Origin of the sequence: Mesorhizobium sp. M0058, assembly GCF_040323095.1 — a bacterium.
Lineage (GTDB): Bacteria > Pseudomonadota > Alphaproteobacteria > Rhizobiales > Rhizobiaceae > Mesorhizobium.
The window spans coordinates 17,072-43,258 of record NZ_JAMYUQ010000019.1; the positions used below are offsets into that span (position 1 = coordinate 17,072).

Below are 26,187 nucleotides of genomic sequence, written 5' to 3' on the forward strand. Positions count from 1 at the left end.
GGCTCGCCACTGACTCAAGCCAGTCTCAACTCACCACGTCGCCTGCAATAGCCGTCGCTTCAGTCGCGGAGCGGCGAAATCGAGGAATGCCCTTAGTTTTACCGCCAACAGGCCTTGGCCGGCATGGACGAGGCTCACCGGCCATGGCTGCGGCTCGAAGGGTCGCAAGACCGGGACGAGCACGCCGGAACGTACTGCGTCCGCGATCTGGTAGGAGAGCACCCGCGTCATCCCGGCGCCTGCAATCGCGGCATCGATTGCAGCTTCCGCCGTGTTGACGCGCAGCCGTGAGCGGATCGGCACGATCAGTTCGCCCTTGTCGCCGGCAAAGCTCCAGCTGGCGAGAGCGGAAGGCCCCTCGAAACTGATGCATTCATGCGCGGCCATATCGTCCGGCGTCCGCGGCATGCCATGCGCGGCGATATAGGCGGGGCTGGCGCACACGACGCGACGGATCGCGCCGACGCGGATGGCAATGAGGCTCGAAGGCGCAAGCTCGCCGATGCGGATGGCAAGGTCGAGATGTTCCTCCGCCAGTTGGGTTATCCGGTCAGCCAGCGTCAGGCGAATGTTGACTTGAGGATAAGCCGCCAGGAATTCGGTGACGACAGGCAGCACGTGCAGGCGACCAAAGACGACCGGCGCGGTGATAAACAGGTCGCCGGTCGGCGTGCTGTATTCGCCGGCAGCGGTGCGTTCGGCTTCGCCGACCTCGCCGAGGATGCGGCGGCAGGCGGCGAGATAGGCTTGGCCGGCATCGGTCAGCGTGAGCTGCCGGGTCGAACGGTTCAGCAGGCGCGCCTGAAGGTGCTTTTCGAGGTCGGAAACCTTGCGGCTGACCGTTGCCAGTGGAATGCCGAAATGGCGGCCGGCAGCGGAAAGGCTGCCCGCTTCCACTGCGGCGACGAACAGCGACATGGCTTCGAGACGATCCATAGTGTCTTCCGGAAATTGGAAGGATGGCTTGCAACTATGCCATCTACATCCAAAACATGGAAGGACCTACCTCTTCGCGTACAATGGCCGTGTTTCGACCTCGCGGAGGCTTCCATGAATGCTCATACTTTCACCAGCGATGTCGCCTTCACGCCGACGGTCAAGGCAATCCAGACCCGCAAAGGTTCGCGCAAGGGCTATGCCAGCGCCGAGGAGCGCGGCGGATGGCGCGCCCATATCACGCCCGACCTCGCCGACTTCATCGCGGCGCAGACCAGCGTCTTCCTGTCGACGGCAAATGGCGAGGGTCAGCCCTATATCCAGCATCGCGGCGGGCCAGCCGGCTTCCTCAAGGTGCTGGACGAAAAGACCATCGGCTTTGCCGATTTCTCCGGGAACAGGCAGTTCATCACGCAAGGGAATCTCGCCGACAACAACCAGGCATTCCTGTTCCTGATCGCCTATGCGCATCGCCAGCGCGTCAAGATCTGGGGCACGGCGCGGGTCGTCGAGGACGATGCCGAGCTTCTGGCAAGGCTGATGCCGCAGGACTACAAGGCGCGCCCCGAGCAGGTCATCCTGTTCACCGTCTCGGCCTGGGATGCCAATTGCCCGCAACACATTCCGCAGCGATTCGAGGCCGCCGATGTCGCGGCCGCACTCGCCGAACGCGACAAGCGGATTGAGAGCCTCGAACGGGAGATTGCGCGGCTGCATGGCGCAGCGGTCGGTACGGCCAAGGGGTAATCGACTCAGTCCTTGGCGGTCGAAACCTCGGCCAGTGCGACGCTGTCGGCGGTCTGGCGGACCGGGACGACGCCGCGCGCCAGCGCCAGCAGGTATTTGCTGTATTCGGTCAGAAGCACGCGTAGCGCTTCCGGCTTGGTCAGCCAGTCGCCATTGTCCAGATTGGTGTTGACCACCGGATAGGGTTCAAGCCTGGCGCCATGCAGCAGGCGGCCCATCTCGAGCAGGCTGCGCGGCATGTGGTAATTGTTGGTGACGAGGATGACGCTGCCATAGGCGTGGCTCTCCACCCATTTAGCGCTTTCCTCGGCATTGCCGATCGTGTCGAGCGCGGCGCGGTCGATGTCGACACAGCAGGAAAACAGCGCCTTGTCGCCGCCGGTAGCAGCCTGCAATTGGCGGCGGCTGGCAGAGGGATGCACGCCTGAGATCAGCAGCCGCTCGCCCTTGCCGGAGGCAAGCAGATCGAGTGCTGCGTCGAGGCGGGCCTGACCGCCGGTCAAGACGATGATCGCATCGGCCTTGGCCGGGTTGGTCGGGGTCGTCATGCGGCTGACCTTGCTGGCGAACCAGCCGAAGCCACCGGCAAACAGGGCCACCAGCAGCAGTAGACAGAGGGAGGCGAGACGCAGGGCGGTGCGCAAACGGCCCAGCCCGGTACGCACACGCAAACGCACCACTGGCATCTGTCCAGCCGTTCCGGTCGACTCCCGCGCGTTCATCATCCTATGGTTAATCCTGAAATGCCTTTTTGGTAAGGAAAAAAGCGCACATTGCGTTACGTCGGTTTTCGATCCGTGATCGTCCCTTCCATTCCTGTCCTTGCCCCCGAACTGTTTTCGCTTCTGCCCTCACGGGTCACCCCGCATCCGGCTGGCGGACATCGATGTCGCTGAGATAGGCGACGACGGTGGCGTGCGAGGTCGCCGCCGTCAGTCCGCCGATCACCAGCACCATCAGGCCGACGCCGAGATAGCCTGCCGATCCGATGGCGAAATTGCCGAACAAAGCGGTGGCCTGGTCGGCCTGCGGCGTTGCCATGTTGCGCGACGACCACCAGGAAAAGACGATGAAAACCAGGATCGCGGCTGCGCCGCCGGCGGCTGCGCCCTTCATCCCGGTGACCAGGAAATGCCAGCGGAATTCGCGCGCGATGAAGCGCGCCTCGGCGCCGACGAAATGCAGCACTTCGATGATATGGCCGTTACCCGCCATGGCGCCGCGCGTCGCAAACACTACGGTCAGCACCGTCGCCGACAGCATCAGGACCAGCACGGCGATGCCGATGGTGACCGTGGTGCGGGCCATGGCGACCAGCCGGTCGACCCATGTACGGTGATCGTCGAGCGAAGCACTCGGCAGCTTGGGCGTGAGCGCCGCACGGATGGCGCTGAAGTCGGGCGGGCTGGTCTCGTCGATGGTGACGATGATCAGGCGCGGCACCGGCAATTCGTCGATATTCAGGCCCGAGCCCAGCCATGGCTCCAAAAGGCGCGCGGTGGCGTCGCGATCGATGATCCGGGTTTCCTTTACGCCGGGGAATTCGCCGACGATCTGCGAGGCCTGGGCAAGGGCTGCCTCCATGTCGAGGCCGTCGACCGGCTTGATCTGAATCGTCGCCTCGCGCGAGATCTGGTTTTCCCAGACCGAGGCAGTGTCGCGCACCAGCGTGACGGCGCCGAAAGTCAGGCAGGACAGGAAGGTCATGATGGCGATGACCAGCACCAAGGCGCGGCCGGCAATATTCTGCGCCGGCACGATCGGCGCCATGCGGCGCTGGACGCGCTGCGTCGTCGTTGCGGGCTCGGCGGCGTCTTCATGCAGCTGTTCGGCCGATAGTTCAGTCATAAATATCCAGCCTTCCGCCGGCCAGGATCATGCGGCGCGCGTCGACCTGCTCCATCAGGCCGAGATCGTGAGTGGCGATCACCACCGCGGTGCCGAGCCGGTTGAGCTCAATGAACAGCCTGAGCAACCGGCGCGCCAGCGGCGGGTCGACATTGCCGGTCGGCTCGTCGGCAAGCAGGATTTCGGGCTGTTCGATCAAGGCCCGAGCGATTGCCGCGCGCTGCTTTTCGCCGCCCGAAAGGACCGGCGGCAGCACATGCATGCGCTCGCCCAGGCCGACCCATTTCAAAAGTTCGGTGACGTCGGTGCGGTAGCTCGCTTCCTCGCGGCCGCGCACGCGCAGCGGCAGAGCGACATTCTCATAGGTGGTCATGTGGTCGAGCAGGCGGAAATCCTGGAACACCACGCCGATGCGGCGCCTGAGATGCGGCAGTTCAGCGCGCGAGATGCGCGAGCGGTCCTTGCCGAAGATGGTGATCAGCCCGCGTGTCGGCTTCAGCGACATGAACAGAAGGCGCAGCAGCGTCGTCTTGCCGGCGCCCGAGGGCCCGCTCAGGAACTGGAAGGAGCTCTCCGGAATGTGCAGGGAGATGTCGCGGAGGATTTCCGGACCCATGCCATAGCGAAGGCCGACATTTTCGAAGCGGATCACGTGCGACGACCTGAGGTGTGTGGCGGCGGCGTGCCAACCCTTTCTGTCCAACGACCATCGGCCGCCATGGTTAACCGTCGGTTAATTTTCGCTGTTTTTGAATGCGTCACAAGGGTTCCGGTGGGGAAGCGTTAACCATTTCCATTTACGCAAAAGAAACGAAAAGGCAACAGCGGGGCCATGATGGCTGAGCAACGAACCGCGCGCCCGGTTTCCGGCGAAATCATGACCGGGACAAGTGTCGCACCGGAATCGCGTCCTGTGGCGACCGACATCGTCGATGCGGATTATGAGGTGCTGCCGCAGCTGATCCCACTGATAGAAGCCATGCCGACGCCGGCGCGCGACATCGCGACGCCGTCGATGGAAGGCATGGAGATGCTGCGCAAATCAGATGCGTCAGCCGGGCGGCCGGCATCGCGTGGCGGGCCGATCTTCTGGATTGCCGGCATCGGTGCGGCGCTTGCCGCCTTCTGGGTCTCGGGTGGCCACGCGCTGGTGCGCCAGACGCCGTTCTGGTCAGTCGAACAGCCGGAGGGCGCCGTACTCAGCATTGCCGGCGTCACGTCGCGTGTCGACGCCTCAGGACCCGCCCCGGTGCTGTTCGTGGATGGCGAGGCCGTCAATGACGGTTTGAAGGCGGGACAATTGCCGCCGCTGGAGATACGTGTCACCGGCAATGACAGCCGCATCACCCGTTATACTCTGGGGACATCCAACCGTTCTCTGGCGCCCGGCGAAAGATTCGGCTTTTCCAGCCGCCTCGATGTGCCTAGAAACGGCGTCAAGGCCGTGGCGGTCACCTTCGCCGGCTAGTCGGTTCTCTGGAAAGGTTGTTGATGCCAGTTGTGCGCGGCAAGGACATCGAGGTCCTGTTTTCGGCGTCCGCGATCGCGCGGCGCAATCTCGAACTCGCCAAGGAGATCGCCGAGCACGACTATCACGACCTGCTGGTGATTTCGGTGCTGAAGGGCTCGTTCATCTTCGCCGCCGATCTGATCCGCGCCATGCACGATGTCGGGCTGTCGCCGGAGGTCGAGTTCATCTTCATTTCCAGCTATGGCGCCGGCACCACCAGCGGCGAGGTGAGGGTGCTGCGCGACATCGACAATGAGGTCGCCGGCCGCGACGTGCTGCTGATCGACGATATCCTGGAGTCGGGCAAGACGCTCTCCTTCACCCGCAACCTGATGCTGTCGCGCGGCGCCAAAAGCTGCGCCATCGCGGTGCTGTTGGACAAGCGCATGCGCCGGCAGACGGAGCTGAACGCCGACTATGTCGGCTTCGACTGTCCCGATTACTTCGTCGTCGGCTACGGCATGGACGTCGCTCACGCTTTTCGCGAACTGCCGTTTGTCGGTGTGGTCAAAGGCGATGCCTGAGAAAAGGGCCCGACGCTTCAAATTTTCAGAAAAAGTCAACTTTTGCCCGCCAAATTCCGGCCCATGGCAAAGCTTCTGATCGTCGAGGACGATGAGTCCGTCCGCACCCTCGCCGCCCGCGCGCTCGAACGCGCCGGGCACTCGATCGATATCGCCGCCGACGGCGCGCAGGGGCTGGCGATGGTCAGTGCTGCAGGCGGCGGTTACGACCTCGTCGTCTCCGATATCCGCATGCCGGAAATGGATGGCATCGAGATGGCGATCGCCGCAGCCAGGCTTTTCCCTGACATGAAGATCCTGCTGATGACCGGCTATGCCGACCAGCGCGAGCGCGCCGAGGAATTGAACGGCATCATTATCGACGTCGTGCAAAAGCCTTTCACGCTGGCCGAAATCCGCTCGCGGGTCGACCAGGCGCTCGCCTGCTTCGCCTGACACGCTTCAGGCGGCATCCTGAGACGCGGCGAGGACAGGCGCAGCGCTCCGGCGCCGTTCGGTGTTGAGCGCCAGCAGACCGGCGCCGATGATCAGCGCCGCACCGATGGCGGTGGTCGAGCGCGGCACCTCGTCGAAGAACAGGAAGCCCCACAGCGGCGACCAGATAATCCCGGTGTATTCGAAGGTGGCGACGCGGTTGGCGGGCGCCAGCCTGTAGGCCTGCGACAGCAGAATCATGCCGGCCGAAGCGACGAAGCCGCAGGCCGCCATCTTGAGGAAATCCGGGGTCGTCGGCCAGACCCACGGCCGCACCAGGAATTCGAGGCTGGGGTGGACAGCATGGGTTATGCCGGCAAGCCAGAATGTGCCGGCAACCGCAGCGGCGCCGACCAGATAGGCGCCGTTCTGGTAGAAGGCCATGACGGTGGAGGATTCGGTGTCGCCGATCTTGCGCGCCATCAGCTGTGAAAAGCCGTAGAGCAAAGCCGAGCCCAACGAAAGCAGCGCCGCCCAGTCGAACAGGCCGGCGCCCGGGCGCAGCATCACGACCACGCCCAGCATGCCGATCAGCACGGTGGCGAGAGCCTGCCAGGATACCCGCTCGCCGAGATAGGGCCCGGCTATCGCCATGATGAACAGGGGCGCCATGAAATAGAGCGCCACCGCGTCGGCGAGCGGCAAGGCAGCGATCGCCAGATAGTAGACCGTATAGGAGGAGAACTGGATGAAGGCGCGTATCGTCAGCAGGCCGAACCGCTTCGAGGCGATGGCCCGCAGGCCGACATCGGCGCGAACGAGAACGACCAGGATCGGCAAAGCGACGATCGAGCGGATCCACATCACCTCGGTCACGGGATAGCCGGCTGACACCGCCTTGACCAGCGGGTCCTGGAGCGAGAACACCAGCACGCCAAGGCACAGGCTGATGATGCCGAGAACGATCCGGTTGCGCATATTGTTCTGCCGGCCCTTGCCTTAACTGCCCGCAGCCGCCCGGCCATGGGGTAAAAAGAACCCGCCACCGTTTTGGGCAGCGGGTATGAGTGAGGACTCTTTGATTGGTCCGCAGCCGGTTTCGCGGCGGCATATCCAATGGGTGAGCGGACTATGCTGCGGCGTTTGACATGTTGCAAACGAATTGGAATGATACCAGAGATCAAATTTGCTTATGACGGATTCGATGCGGCCGACTCTCGACAGCGATCTCCTGCGCACCTTCGTCGCCATTGCCGAAGCGGGCAATTTCACCCGGGCGGCGGAGCAGGCCGGGCGCACCCAGTCGGCGGTGTCGATGCAGATGAAGAAGCTCGAGGAGCTGGTCGGCGACAGCCTGTTCGAACGCGGCTCGCGCGGCGTGGCGCTGACGCGCCGTGGCGGCGAGCTGATCGTCAATGCCCGCCGCATCGTCTCGCTGCTCGACGAGACGGCGGCATCGATGGCGGCGGCACCGCTTGGCGGGCCGGTGCGCATCGGCATTCCCGAGGAATATGGTCACGCCATCCTGTCGCGCGCGCTCGGCGCCTTCTCGAAGCGTCACACCAAGGTCGAGGTCACCGTGCGCTATGCACATTCCGGCGCCCAGCTGGCGGCGCTAGCCGCCGGTGAACTCGACCTCGCCGTGGTGTTCGAATGGCAGGATCCTTCCGGCGGCGAGGTGCTGATGCACGATCCGACAGTGTGGGTGACATCGAGCCTGCATCACATGCATGAGGAGCGGCCGGTGCCGATCGCGCTCTACAACCGGGCCGGCTGGTGCAAGGACTTTGCCATCAAATCGCTTGAGCAGCGTGGGCTGGCCTACCGTGTCGCCTATACCAGCGACACCACCGGCGGCCTGAAGCTCGCCGTCACCTCTGGCCTGGCGATCGCGCCGATCTCGCACAGCAATATTCCGGATGGCTGCCGCGAGCTCACCGCCGCGGACGGGTTCGGCCACATCGATTCCTCGAATGTGGTGATGCATCGCAACCCCAATGCCTCAGGCGAGGCGATCGACGGCATGCAGGAAGCAATACGCGAGGCGTTCGTCAACCGGCCGGCTTAGTCTATTGCATCCTCGTAGAAATGCAGCCGATTGCCGAAGGGGTCGCCGACCGACACTTCACGGGTCTGCCACGACGTGGTTTCGAGGCCCGGCCGGGCGTAGCGGTATCTCTTGCCGATCAGTTCGCGGTGCAATGCCGCGATGTCCTCGACCTTGATGCGCATGGCTATACCCGGCGCGCCGTCGCCATGATGTTCGCTCAGATGCAGGACACAGCCGTCGCGGATTACACCCATGTAGAGCGGCGCATTGTCGTCGAAGCGGTGCTCGAACTCGACCTTGAAGCCGAGAAAGTCGACATAGAATTCGCGTGCCTTGGCGATGTCGAAGATGCGCAGGATGGGCGTGACGGCACCGAGTTTCGGCATGGCGCTGATACCATTCAGTTCGACGGATGTTGCCTTGGAGGCTACTTCAGCTCCAGCAGCCGCTCGAGGTAGCTGCGCTCGATGTCGGGGCTGAGCGCGTTGCCGAGCCGCTTGCGAATCGCCTCGAGAATCTGGCGGGCGCGCTGCACGTCGATCTCGTCGGGCACCTTCACCGAATCGCCGAAATCGGGTCCGCGGCTGGCGCGTGGTCGGCCCAGCGGATCGCGGCCGGCGTCCTGTTGGCGGCCGCCTTCCTGGCTGCCGCCCTGGTCGCCCTGCATCGCCTGCAGCTGCTTCATCATCTCCTTGGCGCCCTTGCGCAGCGCTTCCAGCGCGCGACCCTGGTGGCCGACTGCCTGGTCGCCTTCGCCTTCGCCAAGCGACTTTTCGGCATTGCCCATGGATTTGCCAGCGTCGCCAAACCCCTCATTGGGTTGCATGCCCATGCCTTCCAGGCCCTTCTTCAGCTTGTCGAGTTCGCTCTGCAACTGGCCCTGGCCTTCCTGCAGCTGCTTCATCGCATCGGCGAATTCCTGCGGTGTCATCGACTTCGGCCGGGCGAGAGGATCGCGATCCTTGCCGACGCCCGGCTGGTCCGGGTCGTCGCCATTGCCTTCGCCGGGCTGCTGATTATCTCCGCGCTGCATCTGGTCCATGCGGTAGGTGTCGTTCATCATCTCCTGCTGGCGGCGCATGATCTCGCCCAGCTTGTCCATCTGCTGGCGCATCTCGCTGTCCTGCTCGCCGCCCTGCTGCTGACGGCCGGCCTGCAGGTTGTTCATCATGTTTTCCAGCTGCGACAGCAGCTCCTGCGCCTTGTCGCGGTCGCCCGACTTCGCCAGGTTCTCGATCTGGTCCATCATGCGGTCGATATCACTCTGACGCAGCTCGCGACCATTCTGCTGCATCTGCGGCGCGTTCGGGTTCTGCTTGGCGCGCTCGGCGAATTCCTGCAGGAATTCGTTCATCGCCTCGCGCAGTTCCTTCATCGCCTTTTCGATCTCTTCGTCGCTGGCGCCGCGCTTGATGGCGTCCTGCAGCGCCTGCTGGGCCTGGCGGAGCCGCTTTTCGGCGGACGAGAGATTGCCTTCCTCGATGCCGAGCGCGATTTCCCAGAGATAGGCAACCTCGTTGCGCAACTGATCGTCGCTGTCCGACATCTTCAGCCGGCTGCGGGCGCTCATGATGGCGAGGTAATGCGACATGTTGTCGAACGTGTCCTCGGGCCGCAGCGTGATGGCGTCCATCAGGTCGAGCACGCGCGGCTTGGCATTGGCGTCGAGCGCCAGCAGGCGGCGCTGCTCGACCACCGCCCGCGCCAGCGGGTTGGCGAAGGGCCGCTCCGGCATCACAATAGTCTTGGTTTCGCTGGTCGCGGTGTGTCCGGCATCGTCGGTGGCCACAAGCGACAGCTTGATGCTGGCGCCGGCCCAGACATGCTCGGTGAGGTCCTTAGTGGTCTTGGCGGCGTTCGCCTTGCCGCCGCGGCGCGGCAGCGCCAGCGGCAGGTCAGGCGGACCGTAGAGCGGATGCGCATCGGGCGCCGCCGGATCGGCCAGCGCGAAAACCGCCTTGGCGGTGGCCGCGCCATAGTCGTCCTCGATCTGGTAGTTGAGCTCGAAGGCGCCGTTGACGGCGCGCTTGGGCTCGCCGACGAAGCGGATCGTCGGCGGCTTGTCGGGGATCACCGCGAAGGCCCAGCGACCGAGATCGGCTTCGCCCGACTTCAGCGTCAGCGTGCCGTCGGCGGTCAGCTTGCCGGTGAACTGGCGCAGCTTGGGGGTCGCGGGGTTGACCGCCGCTGCCTTGACGGCCGCCACCTGTGGTCCCGACGGGTCGATGGCGCGAGCATTGCCGCCCTTGTCGGCAAAGCTTAGCGTTTCCTCGCCGGAGCCGCCGGTCACGCGCAGCGAGACGTCGCTGCCTTGCGGCACGGTGAAGGTGGCAACCGCCTGCTTGGCGTTGCCATCGATGACTGGCGCGGTCAAGAAGATGGGCGGCTTGCCGGTATAGGCCGGCGGGGTCACCCAGGCATCGATGCGCGGCGGTACGATGTCGCGCGCCGCATGGGCACTGAAACCATCGGACAGCCTGCCGCCGGACGGTCCGAAGGAGAAGGCAAAAGCGGTGACCAACAGCAGCGCCGCCACGGCACGCAATGCCCACGGATCGCGCTCCGGCACGCGCGTACGCGGCAGGTCGGCGCCAAGGCTGCCGAGCTTGTCGGCCATGCGCTTTTGGTGTTCGCGCCACAACGCCTGGGAAAAGATGCTTTCCTTGCCGCTGGGACGGTCGGTCTGCACCAGCACCGGGCTGTGCTGCAGCTGGTTGGCGGCCTCGATACGGCGGTCGATTTCAGCGGCGGATGGAAGCTTGAAGAAACGCAGCGGATAGAGCGCCGCCAGCGTGGCAATACCGAACGCCGTGACCAGGATAACGCGCGCAATGTCAGGCAGCCGGGGGAAAAGGCCGAGCCAGGAGAGGCTGAGAAACAGGCTGGCGATGATGAGCAGCGGCAGAAGCAGCGGCCAGCCGCGCTCGACCGTCATCGAGACCCGTGTCGCCAGCCGGCTCAGGGCAAGCCGCCCGGCCAGGCTGCGATCGCCACTGGAAATGGGGCGTTCCGTCATCGGCCCTTCCTGCCCGGGCGGGATGGCCCGGACTCAACAAGCAGAAGTTTACCAGCAAACACGGCAAAGGCGAGGCGGTTCCGGAAAACTTGAAAAGCTTTGACGGGTTTGCGTCCCACTTCAGTCGAAGCAAGGTTTAGAATTTCGCCGGATCGGTATTCGAGCCGCAGACAAGGACGGCGATCCGCTCGCCCGGCGCCGGCGTGTAGCGGCCGGACAGCAGCGCTGCGAAGGCCGCTGCGCCGCCCGGCTCGGCGATGATCCGCACCCGCTCCCACAGCGCCTTCTGCGCGGCAATGATGGCGTCGTCGGTGACCAGAATGGAGCGCTCGACAAAAGCCTCGGCGATCGGGAACATCATCTCGCCGACGCGTTTGGGCGCCAGCGAATCGGCGGCAACGCCTTCGGCGGGCGCATCGACGGGGTGGCCGGCTTCGAAGGCGTGATGCAGCGTCGGCGCGCCTTCGGGCTCGATGGCGATGATCCTGATGCCGCCGGCAAACCAGGCGGCGATGCCGCCGATCAGGCCGCCGCCGCCGACAGCGACCAGCAGCGTGTCGATGTCGGGCAGATCGTTTTCGATTTCGAGGCCGAGCGTGCCTTGGCCGACCAATGTTTCCTCCTGGTTGAAGGCATGGATCTGCAGCGCGCCGGTCTTTTCAGCAAAAGCCTCGCTGGCGGCCAGCGCCTCGGCATAGCGGGCGCCGCCGACGATCAGTTCGGCGCCGTAGCCGCGGATGCGCTGCAGCTTGGCCGGTGGGCTGACTTCGGGAACGAAGATCGTCGCCTTGTGGCCAAGCCGCATGGCGGCATAGGCGACCGCGGCGCCATGATTGCCGCCCGATGCGGCGACGACGCCGGCCGCAGGCACCGGCCGTTCGAGCAGATTGGTGAAGGCGCCGCGCGCTTTGAACGAACCGGAATGCTGCAGGCATTCGAGCTTGAGGTCGACCGCCAGCGGCGGCCGGTCGAAATCGGCCATGTCGACGCGCAGCACCGGCGTGTGCCTGATATAGCGGCGGATGCGCGGTTCCATCGCGGCAATGCGTTCGCGCGTGACGGTGTTGCCGTTCGTCATGACCATCTCCTTGGGATTGACAGCAATTAGTAACTTGGCAAAATGGCTAAATGCAAGAGGTTGATGTCTTCAAGGCGATCGCCAACGAACGCAGGCTGCAGATCCTCGACTGGCTGAAGGATCCGCAGGCGCATTTCCCGGCCCAGGCAGACGGCGATCTGGTCGAGGACGGCGTTTGCGCGCTGCTGATCGCGGAGAAGCTCGGCATTACGCAGGCGACGCTCTCCGAACATATGCGCGTGCTTACCCAGGCCGGCCTGCTGCGCCCCAAGCGCATCAAGCAATGGACGTTCTACCGCCGCGACGAGGACAGGATCGCCGACACAAGGATGCTCATCCAGAACCGGCTGTAGCGCAGCCGGCGCTGCGGCTTCTATTTCAGCCAGTCGGGCACCGAATCCAGGCCGATCAGCTCGTCATAGGTCTGGCGCCGGCGCACGACGTGGAAACGGTCGCCGTCGACCAGAACCTCAGGCACAAGTAGGCGGGTGTTGTAGGTGCCGGATTGCACCGCGCCATAGGCGCCGGCGGAGGTGACGGCAATTAGGTCGCCAGACTTGAGCCGGGGCAGGTCACGGTCGAGGCCGAGATAGTCGCCTGTCTCGCAGACCGGGCCGACGACATCGACCGCCATGCGCGGCGTGTCGGCCGGCGGCTGCACCACCGGCTTGATGTCGTGGAAGGCATCGTAGAGCGTCGGCCGGATCAGATCGTTCATGGCGGCGTCGACGACGAGGAAGTTCTTGGCGTCGCCTTCCTTCACGAAGATCACTTCCGAGACCAGGATGCCGGCATTGCCGACGATCAGCCGGCCCGGCTCGAACATCACCTTCACTCCAAGCTTTGTCAGATGCTTCCTGACGATCTCGGCATAGGCATCGGGCAAAGGCGGCGGGCTGTTGTCGGTGCGGTAGGGGATGCCGAGGCCGCCGCCGAGATCGACATGCTCGACGGCATGGCCATCGGCGCGCAGCGCGCCGACCAGTTCCGCCAGAAGCGCGAAAGCATCGTCAAAGGGCTGCAACTCGGTGATCTGGCTGCCGATATGGGTATCGATGCCGATGGGCTTGGTGCCCGGCAGCCCGGCCGCGCGGGCATAGACCTGGCGCGCCCGTTGCCAGGGAATGCCGAACTTGTTCTCGGCCTTGCCGGTGGAGATCTTCCTGTGCGTCCTGGCGTCGACATCCGGGTTGATGCGCAGCGAGACCGGCGCCACCTTGCCGAGCGCGGTGGCGCGGGCCGACAGCAATTCAAGCTCCGGCTCGGATTCGACATTGAAGCAGAGAATGCCGGCCTCGAGCGCAAAATCCATCTCGCGCGCGGTCTTGCCGACGCCCGAGAATACGATCTTGCTGGCCGGGATGCCGGCGGCGAGCGCGCGGCGCATTTCGCCTTCCGAGACGGTGTCGGCGCCGGCGCCGAGCTTTGCCAGCGTTCGCAGCACCGCCTGGTTGGAATTCGCCTTCAAGGCGTAACAGACCAGCGTGTCGAGCCCGGCAAAGGCCCCGGCGAACACCCGGTAGTGCCTGGTCAAGGTTGCCGTCGAATAACAATAGAACGGCGTGCCGACGCTTGCGGCGATGTCTGGTATCGCCACGTCCTCGGCATGGAGCACGCCGTCGCGGTAATCGAAATGGTTCACGAGAGTGTTTCCGGAAGTTGAAGCACGAGACCTGGTTAGCACGAGACCTGGTCAGAAAGACCAAGCCGGTCTCATCGGCTCTAGATCAGCGGGTCGAGGATGAACTTCTTGTCCACGACCGGTTTTTCCGGCTCCGGCGGTACCGGCTGTTTGGCGCGCTCGGCGTCCTTGCGGGCCTGGACGGCCGCTTCATAGGGCGTGTCGAGACCGGCCTTACGGCCGCAAGCGGTCACGGCAGCCATCGCCGTCAGCAGCGTCAGCGTCACCAAAATCCTGCTTGCGGTCATCGATCCATCCGTCCGAAACTTTATGTGCTGCGCTTTTAACCGAGTTTTAGGCGCATTGCACCCCGGCATCATGCCTTGGCGATGCGCTTTTTCCAGCTGCGGATCTGCTTCCTGACTTCCGACGGCGCGGTGCCGCCGAAGCTGGTGCGGCTCTTGACCGAATTCTGCACGGCCAGAACCGAGAAGATGTCCTGGGTGATGCCGGGATTGATCGACTGCAGATCCTCCAGCGCCAGCTTTTCAAGGCTCACCTTCTTCTCTTCGGCCAACGCCACCGCGCGGCCTGTGACATGGTGTGCCTCACGGAAGGGCAGGCCCAGCGTGCGCACCAGCCAGTCGGCGAGGTCGGTCGCGGTCGCGTGGCCCGAGCCGGCGGCTTTTTTCATGGCGGCGGCATTGACCGTCATGTCGCGCACCATGCCGGTCATCGCCGCCAGCATCAGATCGAGCGTCTCGGCGGCGTCGAAGACCGATTCCTTGTCTTCCTGCATGTCCTTGCCGTAGGTCAGCGGCATGCCCTTCATCACCGTCAAAAGGCCGACCAGATGGCCGGTGACGCGGCCGGTCTTGCCGCGCACCAGTTCGGCGGCGTCCGGGTTCTTCTTCTGCGGCATGATCGAGGAGCCGGTGGAGAAGGAATCCGACAGCCTGACAAAGCCGAATTGCGGCGTCGACCAGATGATGATTTCTTCGGCGAGCCGTGACAGATGCGTGGCGCAGATCGCGGCCAGGCTCAAGAACTCCAGCGCGAAATCGCGGTCGGAGACGCTGTCGAGCGAATTGCGCATCGGCTCGCGAAAGCCGAGCGCCTTCGCGGTCTTGTGGCGGTCGATCGGAAAACTGGTGCCGGCAAGCGCTGCCGCGCCGAGCGGGCTTTCATCCATCCGCTCGATGGCATCGTGGGTCCGCGACAGGTCGCGCGAAAACATCTCGACATAGGCCATGCAATGATGGCCGAAGGTCACCGGCTGCGCCGCCTGCATGTGGGTGAAGCCGGGCATCACGGTCGCCGCATGCTCCTCGGCGCGGTCGAGCAAGGCTGAGATCAGCCCCTTCAGCGCCTCGGCGACGCGAAAGCACTCGTCCTTGACCCAGAGCCGGAGATCCACCGCCACCTGGTCGTTGCGTGACCGCGCCGTGTGCAGGCGGCCGGCGGCCGGGCCGATCAGATCGGCGAGGCGGGCCTCGATGTTCATGTGAATGTCTTCCAGCCGGGTCGAGAACTCGAACGTGCCGGCCTCGATCTCTTTCAGGATCGTGTTCAGCCCGTGAGCGATTTTTTCTTGATCGGCCGCCGAAATAATGCCCGTTTCAGCCAACATCTCGCTGTGGGCGACCGAACCTCTTATGTCTTGGGCATAGAGTTTGCGGTCGAACGAAATCGACGCGTTGATCGCTTCCATGATCGCGGCCGGACCCGAGGCAAAACGTCCGCCCCACATCTGGTTGCTGGCCTTCTTGTCGCTCATCGCTATAACCCGTGCTCCGGAGCAGTCTTAGAAAAATGGCAGACGGTAACAGATACTTCCCGGCCCCGCGCCTGATCCTCGCCGCTTTGCTGGCGGGCGTGCTGGCCGGCGCGGTCGCGGTATATGTCAGCGAGAGCGGGTCTGGCAACAACGCAGCCACCGGCAGCGCACCTGCGGCCGGCGCGGGCAACAGCAAGGACGACGTCGCCTGCGCCGCCAAGAGCGACCGCGCCAAAAAAGTTGCCGCCGCGGCCACCGGCCAGGTTGCGGCATTGCTGCCCGCCGATCCGCCGCAATCGCTGGAAAGTCTCGCCTTCAACGGTCCCGACGGCAAGCCGATGACGCTCGCCGATCATGCCGGCAAGACCGTGCTGCTCAATCTGTGGGCAACGTGGTGCGCGCCCTGCCGCGCCGAAATGCCGGCGCTCGACGCCTTGCAGAAGGAAAAGGGCAGCGATGCCTTCGAAGTGGTCGCGGTCAATGTCGATGCCGGCGACGATGTGAAGCCCAAGAAGTTCCTCGCCGATATCGGCATCGGGTCGCTCGGCTACTACCGCGATTCGACGCTGGCGCTGTTCAACGACGTCAAGACGCGTGGCTTGGCGCTAGGCCTCCCCGTCACCATGCTGATCGATGGCGAAGGCTGCCTGATCGCGCATATGAACGGACCGGCCGAATGGTCAGGACCGGATGCCAAGCGCCTGGTCGAGGCCGCACTCGCCCCTTAGAGCGGTTCACCGTTTCGTCGAAACGGCTACCCGCGCTAACTTTTTTGTTTCGACGCAATTTCGGACGGAAAACCGTTTCACACTAATTGCTCTAGGCTGAGCGCAGGGCCGCCGCCGGCGGCAGCATCAAGATGCTGCCGCCGCGTTGTTTGACGCCGGCGTCGTCTTGTGCCGCCGGTGCCGCTACGCCGGTCAGTTCGCTGAACGCCTCGATCGGGCTGGGCCGGCCTAGATAGTAGCCCTGGCCGATCTCGCAGGCCTCGGCGTCGAGGAATTTCAGCTCGCCCAGCGTCTCGACGCCCTCGGCCAGAACCGGCAGGCCGAGACCGCGGCCAAGCCCCAGAACGGCGCGCACGATGGCTGCCACCTGGCCGTTGCTGTCGACTGATTTGATGAATGAGCCGTCGATCTTGATCTTGTCGAAGGGGAAGGCGCGGAGATTGGACAGCGAGGAGTAGCCGGTGCCGAAATCGTCCATCGCCACACGCACGCCAAGCGCCTTCACCTGGCGCAAGGTCGCCAGCGCGCGCGGCATGTCCTTGACCAGCGCCGTTTCGGTGATCTCGAGTTCGAGCCTGCCGGGCGTCAGGCCGGAGCCGAGCAGGACTTCATGCACCTTGCGGCTGAAAGTCGGATTGTGGAGCTGCACCGCCGAGACATTGACCGCGACGGTGAGAGGGTTCTTCCAGCGCGCTGCCTCGGCGCAGGCCGTCGCCAGCACCCATTCGCCGATCTGGATGATGACGCCGCTGTCTTCGGCCACCGGGATGAAGGTCGCCGGCGACACGTCGCCGCGCTGTGGATGGCGCCAGCGGATCAGCGCTTCGAACCCGACCATCCGACCGCTGCTGATCTCCTTTTGTGGCTGGTAGACGAGGCGAAACTCATCGCGCGCCATGGCCTGGCGCAGTTCGTGCTCCATCACGCGCCGGTCTCGCGCCTCGGCGCCCATCGAGGCCTCGAAGTAACGGTAGGTGTCCTTGCCCTCGGCCTTGGCGCGGTAGAGCGCGGTGTCGGCGTGGCTGACCAGGATTGTCGGCTCATCGGCGTCGAGCGGATAAAGTGCAATGCCGATGCTGGCCGACACCAGCCCGCCACCGACCGACAGCCGGTTTTCCTCGCGCATGGCCGCCAGCACCGCCTCGGCGATGCGGCCGGCCGCCTGCGGGTCGGGAAGGTTCGGGGCGATGATGGCGAACTCGTCGCCGCCGAGACGCGCCAGCATCTGTTCATGGCGGAGCACGGCGGAGGCGCATAGCGCCACCTTCTGCAGCATGGCATCGCCGGCGCCGTGCCCGAACAGGTCGTTCACTTCCTTGAAGCGGTCGAGGTCGAGCAGCAGCAGCGCAAGATGCCCACCCTTGCCGCCGCGGTCCATTACGGCAATTTCGGCCTCAAGCCGGCCGGAGAAACTGCGGCGGTTGGGGAGCCCGGTCAGCGGGTCGAAATGGGCGAGGCGCAGGATCTCCTGCTCGGCCTTCCTGCGTTCGCGGATGTCGCGCACGGCGACAACGCTGTGCCGCTTGCCGCAATAGTCGATGCTCCTGGCGATAAGTTCGACGGGGATGGTGGCGCCGTCATGGGCTCTGAGTTCGGCTTCCTGTGCCTGTCCGCTGCAGTCGGACATGCCGGCCGCGGTGCGTTCGCCGAAGAGGTCGCCAAGCAGCATCGCGTTCAGCACTTCCGGCGCAATGCCGGTTAGCGCGGCGATGCTGTCATTGGCGCTGACGATGCGGGCGCCGTCGCATACGATCAGGCCCTCGACGGCGGCGTTGGCGAGGCCGTGCATGCGCTCGGCCTCGATCTTGTGACGACGGAAGCGCAGGTCGATCCACAATGCTGCGGCTGAAAGCACCAGGATAGCCAGGCTGACAGCAGCGGCGGCGAAGGCCTGCGACATCGGTTCGACCGTGAACTGCGATATCTCGATGGAGGAGTCCGGGAAGATCGACACCGCGCCCATCGCGATGAAGTGCAGGCTGCAGATCGCCAGCGTCAACAGGATGGCGGCGGCGATTGTGGCCTGCATGGACGGCCGTCGCAACACGACCAGCAGCGCCAGCGCGGCGAGGGTGACGCCTGTCAGCACCGAGACGCCTACCAGCAGCGGGTTCCAGACGATGCGCCCTTCGACCTCGAAGGCGGCCATGCCGATATAGTGCATGGCGGCGATACCGGCGCCGAGGACCGCGCCCCCGACCAGAGGGTAGTCGATGCCCCGGCGCAAGGTGGCGATCCACATGCCCGCGGCGGTCAGGGCGACGGAACCGGCGAGCGAAAGCGCCGACATTTCCGTATTGTAGGCGTTGGGGATTCCGGGAGAAAAGGCAAGCATTGCGATGAAATGCGTCGCCCAGATACCGAAGCCGGTGGAAGTGGCTGCTATCATCAGCCAGGTATAGCGGTTGCGCTCGCTCGAGCGGTCGACATGGCGAAGCAGGTTGACCGCCGAGAAGGAAGAAATACCGCAAATGAGCGCTGCCAGTGCGACCAGTCTCAGATCGTGCTCATGCACGATACAATTATAGACCGTCAGCATCTCGCCCCACCTGCTCTCCCACAGCAATCAAGCCGTCCACTTGATTAGTATGCCACGCTTGACGAAGAATCGGTTATGCGAACTACAACTACAGCGGGTTTTTCGGGTTGTACGTTGCGGCGATCCTGTTCTCATTCCAGACGCACGGTTACAGCAGCGCCTGGCGCGATGCCGCTCGGCCGATCTCGATCTGGCCGAGCGCCGGTTTGGCGGCCGCACGGTGCAGGTGCGTGGCGCTGTCACGCGGGCCCTTCACGCATCGCTGGGCGGTCGGCGATCCTTGCAGGCCCACCATGCCCCATTCTATCGCTGAGCCGGCTTGGCATTTCTCTCTGTCCTCGTTGCAAGGCGAGGGGGCGCGAAGTTAGCCGGGTATGAAATTCACGAAACAGCAACAAATCCGTTGTCCGATTGTCATCAGCGACACATATTGCGTTCGCGGGAGCGCCCCTTTCGCCAATGACAAACGGGAGATGAAACATGAAGTTGTTCGGCTTTGCGGCCGGTGTTGCCGCCACCTTGACCCTGCTTTCCACCACCTCCGCCTTCACCGCCACCCAGATCAGTTGGTGGCATGCAATGACCGGCGCCAATGCCGAGGTGGTCGACAAGATCGCCAAGGATTTCAATGCCAGCCAGAGCGACTATGAAATTCTCCCTGTTTTCAAGGGCACCTATCCCGAAACGCTGAATGCCGGCATCGCTGCCTTTCGTGCGGGGCAAGCGCCCGACATCATCCAGGTGTTCGACGTGGGTACCGGCGTCATGATGGCCGCCGAAGGTGCGATCAAGCCGGTGGCCGATGTGCTGACCAGCGCCGGCGTGACCTTCGACAAGAGCCAGTATTTGCCCGGCATCGTCGGCTACTATTCGAAGCCGGACGGGACCATGCTGTCCTTCCCCTATAATTCCTCGTCGCCCATCCTCTACTACAACAAGGATATCTTCCAGAAGGCCGGGCTTGATGTGAACAATCCGCCAAAGACCTGGAACGAGGTGTGGGAAGCCGCCAAGAAGATCAAGGCGAGCGGCGCCGCTTCCTGCGGCTATACCTCGACCTGGTTGACCTGGATCCACCTTGAGGCCTTCGCTGCCTGGAATGACGTTTCCTATGGCACCAACCAGAACGGACTTGCCGGAACCGACGTCGAGCTCAAGATCAATGCGCCGATCTTCGTCAATCATTTCCAGGCGCTCGCCGACCTGGCCAAGGACGGCACCTTCAAATATGGCGGCCGTACATCCGAAGCCAAGCAGATCTTTCTTGCCGGAGAATGCGGCATCTTCACCGAATCGTCGGGGGGTCTCGGTGACATCGTCAAGTCGGGCATGAACTACGGCATCGGCCAGCTTCCCTATGATAGTGACGCCAAGGGCGCGCCCCAGAACACCACGCCGGGCGGCGCCAGCCTGTGGGTGTTCGGCAACAAATCGGACGAGGAATACAAGGGCGTCGCGGCGTTCTTCTCCCACCTGTCCAAGACCGAAGTGCAGGAGTATCTGCATCAGAAGTCGGGTTATCTGCCGGTGACGCTCGCTGCCTATGAGGCGACCAAGAAGTCCGGCTTCTATGACAAGAACCCGGGCCGTGAGACGCCGATCCTGCAGATGCTGGGCAAGGCGCCGACCGAGAACTCGAAGGGCGTGCGCCTCGTCAACCTGCCGCAGGTGCGCGACATCGAGAATGAGGAGTTCGAGAAGATGCTGGCCGGCCAGCAGACTGCGCAGCAGGCGCTCGACAACGCGGTCGCACGCGGCAACAAGGCGATTCAGGAAGCGATCGGAAACTGAAGCGATTTGTCAGTTGAACCTCGTCCACGCGGACCCGCGTGGACGATTTCCCGAACAGCGAGGGAATCACCCTGTCTCCACGCGTCGTCTTCCCCAACAAGACCCTGCCTTACCTGCTGGTGGCGCCGCAACTCGCCATTACGCTGATCTTTTTCTACTGGCCGACCGGGCAGGCGCTCTACCAGTCGATGCTTAGGGAAGACCCGTTCGGGCTGAAGAGCAAGTTCGTCGGGCTCGCCAACTTTCGCAAGGTGCTGGCCGACCCGGCCTACCTCAACTCGATCAAAGTCACGCTGGTGTTCTCTCTGGCGACCGCGATCGTCGCCATGGGTGTGGCCCTGTTGCTTGCCGTCATGGCCGAGAAGGTGGTGCGCGGCAGAGGCCTTTATCGCACGCTGCTGATCTGGCCGTATGCGGTGGCGCCGGCGATTGCCGGCATGTTGTGGCTGTTTCTGTTCAACCCCTCGATCGGTTCGCTGGCCTACGCCTTGAGAGGTCTCGGCATCGCCTGGGATCCCTTGCTTAACGGAAACCAAGCCATGATCCTGCTGGTATCTGCGGCTGCCTGGAAGCAGATCAGCTACAATTTCCTGTTCTTCGTCGCCGGGCTGCAGGCGGTGCCGAAGACGTTGATAGAGGCGGCGGCCATGGACGGCGCCGGGGAGACGAAGCGCTTCTGGACCATCGTCTTCCCGCTGCTCGCACCGACGACCTTCTTCCTGCTGGTCGTCAACACTGTCTATGCGCTGTTCGACACTTTCGGTATCGTTCATGCCGTCACCGGCGGCGGGCCAGGCAAGGCCACCGAGACGCTGGTCTACAAGGTCTACAATGACGGTTTCGTCAATTTGATCCTCGGCGATTCGGCCGCGCAGTCGGTCATCCTGATGGTCATCGTCATCTCACTCACGGCCATCCAGTTCCGCTATGTGGAACGCAAAGTCCACTACGGTTGAGCGCGAGCGATGATTGGTCAGTCCCCGCTTCGCGCCCCCATCGCCCACGCCGTGCTCATCCTGGGCATCCTGATCGTCGCTTTCCCGATCTACTACACCTTCGTTGCCTCCACGCAGACGCTGCAGACCATCCTCAAGCCGCCATTGCCTCTTTTGCCCGGCGACCAGGTCTGGAACAATTACAGCGAGGCGCTGTTCGGCGGTGTCGGCCGCATCGGCGGCGTCAGTGTCGGCCGATTGCTGCTCAACACCACGATCATGGCGCTCGGCATCGCGGTGGGGAAGATTTTCATCTCGATCCTTTCGGCCTATGCGATCGTGTTCTTCCGTTTTCCGCTTCGGATGGTCTTCTTCTGGCTGATCTTCATCACACTGATGCTTCCCGTCGAGGTGCGCATCCTGCCGACCTACAAGGTGATGGTCGATCTCGGCATGATCGACACCTATGCCGGCCTGATCATTCCGCTGATCGCCTCGGCCACCGCCACGCTTCTGTTTCGCCAGTTCTTTATGACCATCCCAGGTGAGTTGGTGGAAGCGGCGCGTGTCGACGGCGCCGGACCATGGCGCTTCTTTTTCGACATCCTGCTGCCGCTGTCGCGCACCAACATCGCAGCACTGTTCGTCATCCTCTTCATCTATGGCTGGACGCAGTACCTGTGGCCGCTGCTCGTCACCAACAGCAACGACATGAACACCATCGTCATCGCACTTAGAAAGATGGTTTCCTTCGCCGATGCCGATACCCAATGGCATCTGGTCATGGTCACCGCGATGCTGGCCATACTGCCGCCGATCCTGATCGTGGTGCTGATGCAACGCTGGTTCGTGCGCGGACTTGTCGATTCCGAAAAGTGAGAAGCCGATGGCGACCGTCGATCTGAAGGATGTGAAGAAGGTCTATCCCAGCGGCGTCGAGGCGGTGAGGGGTGTCTCCATCGCCATTCCCGACAAGGAGCTTTGCGTGCTGGTTGGGCCGTCCGGCTGCGGCAAGTCCACGCTGCTGCGGATGATCGCCGGGCTTGAGACCATTTCTTCCGGCACCGTCGCCATCGACGGCAAGATCGTCAACACGATCGGTCCGACCGAGCGCGACATCGCCATGGTGTTCCAGAACTATGCGCTCTATCCACATATGAAGGTCTACGACAACATGGCCTACGGGTTGCGCAACCGGGGTACTCCCAAGGACGAGATCGACAGCAGGGTTCGCTCGACCGCCAAGGTGCTGGAGCTCACGGCGCTGCTCGACCGGCGCCCGCGCGAGCTTTCCGGCGGCCAGCGCCAGCGCGTGGCCATGGGTCGCGCAATCGTGCGCAATCCAAAAGTCTTCCTGTTCGACGAACCGCTTTCCAACCTCGACGCCAAACTGCGCGGCCAGATGCGGGTTGAAATCAAGAATTTGCAGCGCTCGCTCGGTGTCACCTCGGTCTACGTCACCCACGATCAGCTTGAGGCGATGACGCTGGCCGATATTCTCGTCGTCATGAATGGCGGATTGGTCGAGCAGACGGGCGCGCCGCTTGACATTTACGAGAAGCCGGCCTCGACCTTCGTCGCCTCCTTCATCGGCGCGCCGCCGATGAACCTTTTGCCTCTTTTGCAAGCATCGGCTGGTCCAGCGCTGATTGATGGCAAGACGATTGACTTTGCGCCCACGAACGCCGCCACGCTTGGCTTCCGCCCTGAGGATGCCGACGTCACCTTCAGTGCCGAGGCATCATCCGGCGCGCTTATTCTGCCTGCGGCGGTCGAGGCGGTCGAACCTGTGGGAGCCGAAAGCTTTCTTCACTGTGCCGCCGGCGGCAACCGCATCGTCGTGCGTGTGGCCGGCCGCGCCACGGCCAAACCCGGCGATCAACTGCGCGTCGTGGCCAGGGCCGAGAAGCTGCATTGGTTCGACAATGCTGGGAAACGAGTCGATTGACGCAGCCGCTCGCGCCAATCCGACGCATCGGCAGTTCAGGCGAAGACATGCGCCTTGCCGGAGACGGTCAGGCGCACGATCTCGCCGACGGAAGGCGCGTCGATACCCGGTTTGCGCAGGATCAGCGGCGTGCTGCCTATTGCCGCGGCGTCCGGCGGATCGGGGTTGTTCAACAGCCGCACGGCAATGGTGCACATCGAGCCTGCGAATTCCGAGTCCGTCACCTCGGCGAATATCGTGCCCGCAGGACCCGACATGCCTTCGCGCGACGTGCGCTTTACCTGCACCTGCTCCGGTCGCAGCATGATGCGGGCGATGTCGCGCCGCTCCTTCGAGTCGACGGCTATGCGACCAAGCGAGGAGGTGGCGAAGCCGCCTGAAATCTTTGCCGGCAAGATGATGGCGTCGCCAAGAAACTCGGCAACCATGCGGTCTTTCGGCTGCAGATAGAGTTCTCGCGGTGTGCCGATCTGAGAGAACTTTCCGTCGCGCATGACCGCCACCTGGCTGGCGAAGGACAGCGCCTCGGCCTGGTCGTGGGTGACCAGGATGGTGGTGATGCCGGCGGCTTCGAGTAGTTCGGCCACCGCCTTGCGCATCGAGGCGCGCAGACCGGTGTCGAGCGCCGAGAACGGTTCGTCGAGAAGCATCAGCCTGGGCTTCATCGCCATGGCGCGGGCCAGCGCCACGCGCTGCTGCTGGCCGCCGGAGAGCTGGTGCGGGCGGCGCTTGAGGATCGCCTTGTCCAGCCCGACGGTATAGGCGAGCTCGGCGATGCGCTCGGCGCGCTGGTCCTCGCCGCGGGCCATGCCAAAGCCGATATTGTCGCCGATGCTGAGATGCGGGAACAGGGCGCCATCCTGCGCCACCAGGCCGATGCCGCGGCGGTGCGCCGGCACCGCATGGCCGCCATTGGCCAGCACTTCGCCGTCGAGCACGACGCGGCCCTGGTCGGGCGCCTCGAAGCCGGCGATCAGCCGCAGCAAGGTGGTCTTGCCGCAGCCGGACGGGCCGACGATGGCGGTGCGACTGCCGCTGGCGGCGCTGAGGTCGACCCCGGCAAGGGCTGCGACCGGGCCGTAGTGCTTGGTGAGGCCACTGATTTCGAGAAAGCTCATCGCCCGGCCATCCGTTTCGACTGGACATAGAGCAGCCAGGTCAGCGGCAGCGACATCGCCACCATGATGAAGGCGTAAGGGGCGGCGGAGGCATAGTCGATCTCGCCGCTATAGGACCAGAACGCCATGGCCAGCGTGCGCGTGCCGTTGGGCGCCAGCATCTGGGTGGCGGTCAGCTCGTTCATGATGCCGAGCGCGACCAGCGCCATGCCGGCCGCAGCCCCCGGCGCCGACAGGCGAATCGTTGTCGACCAAAGCGCCTTCAGCGGCGGCCGGCCAAGGCTGGCGGCGGCGCGTTCGAGCTCGACCGGCGCCTGTGCGATCGAGGCTCTGAGGCTGATCAAGGCGCGCGGCAGGAACATCAGGGCATAGGCGACCAGGATTGTGAACAGCGTCTGGTAGAGCGGCATGGCGATGCGCACGGTAATGGTGACCAAGGCCAGCGCGATGACCACGCCGGGCAGCGAACCGACAATGTAGTTGCAGCCTTCGAGCAGCCGCTGCAGCGGTCCCGGCGCGCGGATCGAGATCCAGGCCATCGGCATGGCGGCGATGGTCGCAAGCAAGGCGCCGGCCAGCGCCAGGAACAGCGTCTGGCCAAGCGCCAGGCCGATCTCGTCCAAACGCCAGACGTCGGCGCCGCCGGCGACCAGCCAGCGGCCGATGGTGACGAAGGGCACGCCGATGGCGAGAAGCGTGGCGATGGCAGGCAGAGCCAGGCAGGGCAGGGTGGCGCGACCGAGCCTGGTGCGCTGCTGGCGGCGCGCGGCACCCGAGCCTACGCGGGCATAGCGTTCCTCGCCGCGCACCAGCACCTCCAGCGCGAGCAGCACGAAGCAGCAAGTCACCAGGACGCCGGCCAGCATGTTGGCGGCGGGACCGTTGAAGGTCGACTGGAACTGGTCGACGATCGCCGTGGTGAAAGTGTCGAAGCGGATGAAGACGTAGAGGCCGTATTCGGCCAGCAGATGCAGGCCGACCAGCAGCGCGCCGCCGCAAATGGCCAGTCTCAGCTGCGGCAGCACGACACGCCAAAACACCCGCCATGGTCCAAGGCCGAGTGCTGCGGCTGCGTCCTCCAAAGCAGGATCGAGCCGGCGCAGAGCCGCCGCCAGCGGCAGATAGAGGAACGGGAAATAGGCGAGAACCGAGACCAGCACGCCGGCCCACAGGCCGTGCAAGGTCGGCACCATGGTGATCCAGGCGTAGGAATGCACGAAGGCGGGGATGGCGAGCGGCGCCACCGACAGCCAAGCCCACAGGCGGGCGCCGGGCAGGTCGCTGCGCTCGGTCAGCCATGCCAGCGTCACCGACAGCACGGTGGCGATCGGCACGGTGAGCGCCACCAGAAGCACGGTGTTGACCAGAAGTTCGCCGACGCGCGGCCGGAAGACCAGGGCCGAAGCAGTGTCCCAGCCGATCTGCACACCGATCCAGATGATGAACGCCAGCGGCAGCAGCGACAGCAGCGAGACAATTATGGCGGCAAGCGCGATCCAGGACATGGGCTTCCGGCGGGACCGCTTGGCTGCCTGGCCTGAACGTGCGAGATCGACGACAGACTGCATCACCTCACCCGCGCCACTGCCGCCGGGGCGGGGGCGCCG

26 protein-coding genes are annotated in these 26,187 nt (G+C 64.1%); 11 read left to right on the forward strand and 15 right to left on the reverse strand.

Annotation, left to right across the window (positions count from 1 at the left end):
* Window positions 1-30 precede the first annotated feature (30 nt).
* Window positions 31-936, reverse strand: coding sequence for a LysR family transcriptional regulator (locus NKJ75_RS27325; protein ID WP_352500410.1), 906 nt, complete (start codon window positions 934-936; stop codon window positions 31-33).
* A gap of 114 nt (window positions 937-1,050) precedes the next feature.
* Between NKJ75_RS27325 and NKJ75_RS27330 the strand changes: the two genes are divergently transcribed.
* Window positions 1,051-1,683 carry a pyridoxamine 5'-phosphate oxidase family protein gene (locus NKJ75_RS27330; protein ID WP_352500411.1) on the forward strand — a complete coding sequence of 211 codons (633 nt, stop codon included), beginning with the start codon at window positions 1,051-1,053 and terminating at the stop codon, window positions 1,681-1,683.
* Between the two features lie 5 nt (window positions 1,684-1,688).
* On the opposite strand, the gene NKJ75_RS27335 is transcribed toward NKJ75_RS27330, so the two are convergent.
* From NKJ75_RS27335 to ftsE, 3 genes are all read right to left on the reverse strand, one after another.
* Window positions 1,689-2,369 carry a YdcF family protein gene (locus tag NKJ75_RS27335; RefSeq protein ID WP_502902413.1) on the reverse strand — a complete coding sequence of 227 codons (681 nt, stop codon included), beginning with the start codon at window positions 2,367-2,369 and terminating at the stop codon, window positions 1,689-1,691.
* 172 nt (window positions 2,370-2,541) lie between these two features.
* Window positions 2,542-3,531, reverse strand: coding sequence for a cell division protein FtsX (locus NKJ75_RS27340; RefSeq protein ID WP_023673312.1), 990 nt, complete (start codon window positions 3,529-3,531; stop codon window positions 2,542-2,544).
* A complete protein-coding gene (gene ftsE / locus NKJ75_RS27345) occupies window positions 3,524-4,183 on the reverse strand; it encodes a cell division ATP-binding protein FtsE (protein WP_023685344.1) in 660 nt (219 codons plus the stop codon). Before ftsE ends, NKJ75_RS27340 begins: the two co-directional genes overlap by 8 nt.
* Before the next feature lie 180 nt (window positions 4,184-4,363).
* Here ftsE and NKJ75_RS27350 point away from each other — a divergent pair, with 180 nt between their 5' ends.
* The 3 genes from NKJ75_RS27350 to NKJ75_RS27360 all read left to right on the forward strand — a co-directional run bounded on the left by NKJ75_RS27350 (window position 4,364) and on the right by NKJ75_RS27360 (window position 6,000).
* Window positions 4,364-4,999 (forward strand): hypothetical protein, encoded by a 636-nt coding sequence (locus NKJ75_RS27350; RefSeq protein ID WP_023685343.1) that lies wholly within the window; start codon window positions 4,364-4,366, stop codon window positions 4,997-4,999.
* A gap of 23 nt (window positions 5,000-5,022) precedes the next feature.
* Entirely contained in the window at window positions 5,023-5,565 is a 543-nt protein-coding gene (hpt, locus tag NKJ75_RS27355) for a hypoxanthine phosphoribosyltransferase (protein ID WP_023673315.1), read from the forward strand.
* A gap of 63 nt (window positions 5,566-5,628) precedes the next feature.
* Entirely contained in the window at window positions 5,629-6,000 is a 372-nt protein-coding gene (locus NKJ75_RS27360; protein WP_023673316.1) for a response regulator, read from the forward strand.
* 6 nt (window positions 6,001-6,006) lie between these two features.
* Here the strand turns inward: NKJ75_RS27360 and NKJ75_RS27365 are convergent, their stop codons facing one another.
* Entirely contained in the window at window positions 6,007-6,957 is a 951-nt protein-coding gene (locus NKJ75_RS27365) for a DMT family transporter (protein WP_023686707.1), read from the reverse strand.
* A gap of 226 nt (window positions 6,958-7,183) precedes the next feature.
* Here NKJ75_RS27365 and NKJ75_RS27370 point away from each other — a divergent pair, with 226 nt between their 5' ends.
* Window positions 7,184-8,047 carry a LysR family transcriptional regulator gene (locus tag NKJ75_RS27370; RefSeq protein ID WP_023704318.1) on the forward strand — a complete coding sequence of 288 codons (864 nt, stop codon included), beginning with the start codon at window positions 7,184-7,186 and terminating at the stop codon, window positions 8,045-8,047.
* On the opposite strand, the gene NKJ75_RS27375 is transcribed toward NKJ75_RS27370, so the two are convergent.
* From NKJ75_RS27375 to NKJ75_RS27385, 3 genes are all read right to left on the reverse strand, one after another.
* Window positions 8,044-8,415 (reverse strand): glyoxalase superfamily protein, encoded by a 372-nt coding sequence (locus tag NKJ75_RS27375; protein WP_352500413.1) that lies wholly within the window; start codon window positions 8,413-8,415, stop codon window positions 8,044-8,046. The two genes, NKJ75_RS27370 and NKJ75_RS27375, sit on opposite strands and share 4 nt — an antisense overlap.
* A gap of 41 nt (window positions 8,416-8,456) precedes the next feature.
* Window positions 8,457-11,045: a TIGR02302 family protein gene (locus tag NKJ75_RS27380; protein WP_352500414.1), complete on the reverse strand. Its 2,589-nt coding sequence runs from the start codon at window positions 11,043-11,045 to the stop codon at window positions 8,457-8,459.
* Between the two features lie 136 nt (window positions 11,046-11,181).
* Complete coding sequence (locus tag NKJ75_RS27385; RefSeq protein WP_352500415.1) at window positions 11,182-12,123, reverse strand: threonine/serine dehydratase; 942 nt, start codon at window positions 12,121-12,123, stop codon at window positions 11,182-11,184.
* A 50-nt stretch (window positions 12,124-12,173) separates the two neighbouring features.
* Between NKJ75_RS27385 and NKJ75_RS27390 the strand changes: the two genes are divergently transcribed.
* Window positions 12,174-12,476, forward strand: a complete 303-nt coding sequence (locus tag NKJ75_RS27390) for an ArsR/SmtB family transcription factor (RefSeq protein ID WP_023694025.1) — start codon at window positions 12,174-12,176, stop codon at window positions 12,474-12,476.
* Window positions 12,477-12,496: 20 nt separating this feature from the next.
* On the opposite strand, the gene lysA is transcribed toward NKJ75_RS27390, so the two are convergent.
* From lysA to argH, 3 genes are all read right to left on the reverse strand, one after another.
* Complete coding sequence (gene lysA, locus NKJ75_RS27395; RefSeq protein ID WP_352500416.1) at window positions 12,497-13,765, reverse strand: diaminopimelate decarboxylase; 1,269 nt, start codon at window positions 13,763-13,765, stop codon at window positions 12,497-12,499.
* Window positions 13,766-13,845: 80 nt separating this feature from the next.
* Window positions 13,846-14,052 (reverse strand): hypothetical protein, encoded by a 207-nt coding sequence (locus NKJ75_RS27400; RefSeq protein ID WP_023673325.1) that lies wholly within the window; start codon window positions 14,050-14,052, stop codon window positions 13,846-13,848.
* A gap of 68 nt (window positions 14,053-14,120) precedes the next feature.
* On the reverse strand, window positions 14,121-15,521 hold the full coding sequence (gene argH / locus NKJ75_RS27405) for an argininosuccinate lyase (protein ID WP_352498149.1): 1,401 nt from the start codon (window positions 15,519-15,521) through the stop codon (window positions 14,121-14,123).
* Between the two features lie 35 nt (window positions 15,522-15,556).
* Between argH and tlpA the strand changes: the two genes are divergently transcribed.
* Window positions 15,557-16,249, forward strand: coding sequence for a thiol:disulfide interchange protein TlpA (gene tlpA / locus NKJ75_RS27410; RefSeq protein WP_023734604.1), 693 nt, complete (start codon window positions 15,557-15,559; stop codon window positions 16,247-16,249).
* A gap of 91 nt (window positions 16,250-16,340) precedes the next feature.
* Here the strand turns inward: tlpA and NKJ75_RS27415 are convergent, their stop codons facing one another.
* On the reverse strand, window positions 16,341-18,788 hold the full coding sequence (locus tag NKJ75_RS27415; protein ID WP_352500417.1) for a bifunctional diguanylate cyclase/phosphodiesterase: 2,448 nt from the start codon (window positions 18,786-18,788) through the stop codon (window positions 16,341-16,343).
* Window positions 18,789-18,936: 148 nt separating this feature from the next.
* On the reverse strand, window positions 18,937-19,083 hold the full coding sequence (locus NKJ75_RS27420) for a hypothetical protein (protein WP_023685332.1): 147 nt from the start codon (window positions 19,081-19,083) through the stop codon (window positions 18,937-18,939).
* 185 nt (window positions 19,084-19,268) lie between these two features.
* On the opposite strand from NKJ75_RS27420, the gene ugpB reads away from it, so the two are divergent.
* From ugpB to NKJ75_RS27440, 4 genes are all read left to right on the forward strand, one after another.
* Window positions 19,269-20,579, forward strand: a complete 1,311-nt coding sequence (ugpB, locus tag NKJ75_RS27425) for a sn-glycerol-3-phosphate ABC transporter substrate-binding protein UgpB (protein WP_023698705.1) — start codon at window positions 19,269-19,271, stop codon at window positions 20,577-20,579.
* A 71-nt stretch (window positions 20,580-20,650) separates the two neighbouring features.
* Entirely contained in the window at window positions 20,651-21,535 is an 885-nt protein-coding gene (gene ugpA, locus NKJ75_RS27430) for a sn-glycerol-3-phosphate ABC transporter permease UgpA (RefSeq protein WP_023686696.1), read from the forward strand.
* Window positions 21,536-21,544: 9 nt separating this feature from the next.
* Window positions 21,545-22,393, forward strand: coding sequence for a sn-glycerol-3-phosphate ABC transporter permease UgpE (gene ugpE / locus NKJ75_RS27435; RefSeq protein WP_352500418.1), 849 nt, complete (start codon window positions 21,545-21,547; stop codon window positions 22,391-22,393).
* A gap of 7 nt (window positions 22,394-22,400) precedes the next feature.
* A complete protein-coding gene (locus tag NKJ75_RS27440) occupies window positions 22,401-23,462 on the forward strand; it encodes a sn-glycerol-3-phosphate import ATP-binding protein UgpC (protein ID WP_023726979.1) in 1,062 nt (353 codons plus the stop codon).
* A gap of 35 nt (window positions 23,463-23,497) precedes the next feature.
* On the opposite strand, the gene NKJ75_RS27445 is transcribed toward NKJ75_RS27440, so the two are convergent.
* On the reverse strand, window positions 23,498-24,580 hold the full coding sequence (locus tag NKJ75_RS27445) for an ABC transporter ATP-binding protein (RefSeq protein ID WP_352500419.1): 1,083 nt from the start codon (window positions 24,578-24,580) through the stop codon (window positions 23,498-23,500).
* Window positions 24,577-26,148, reverse strand: a complete 1,572-nt coding sequence (locus NKJ75_RS27450; RefSeq protein WP_023833376.1) for an ABC transporter permease — start codon at window positions 26,146-26,148, stop codon at window positions 24,577-24,579. Before NKJ75_RS27450 ends, NKJ75_RS27445 begins: the two co-directional genes overlap by 4 nt.
* Window positions 26,149-26,187: the final 39 nt, after the last annotated feature.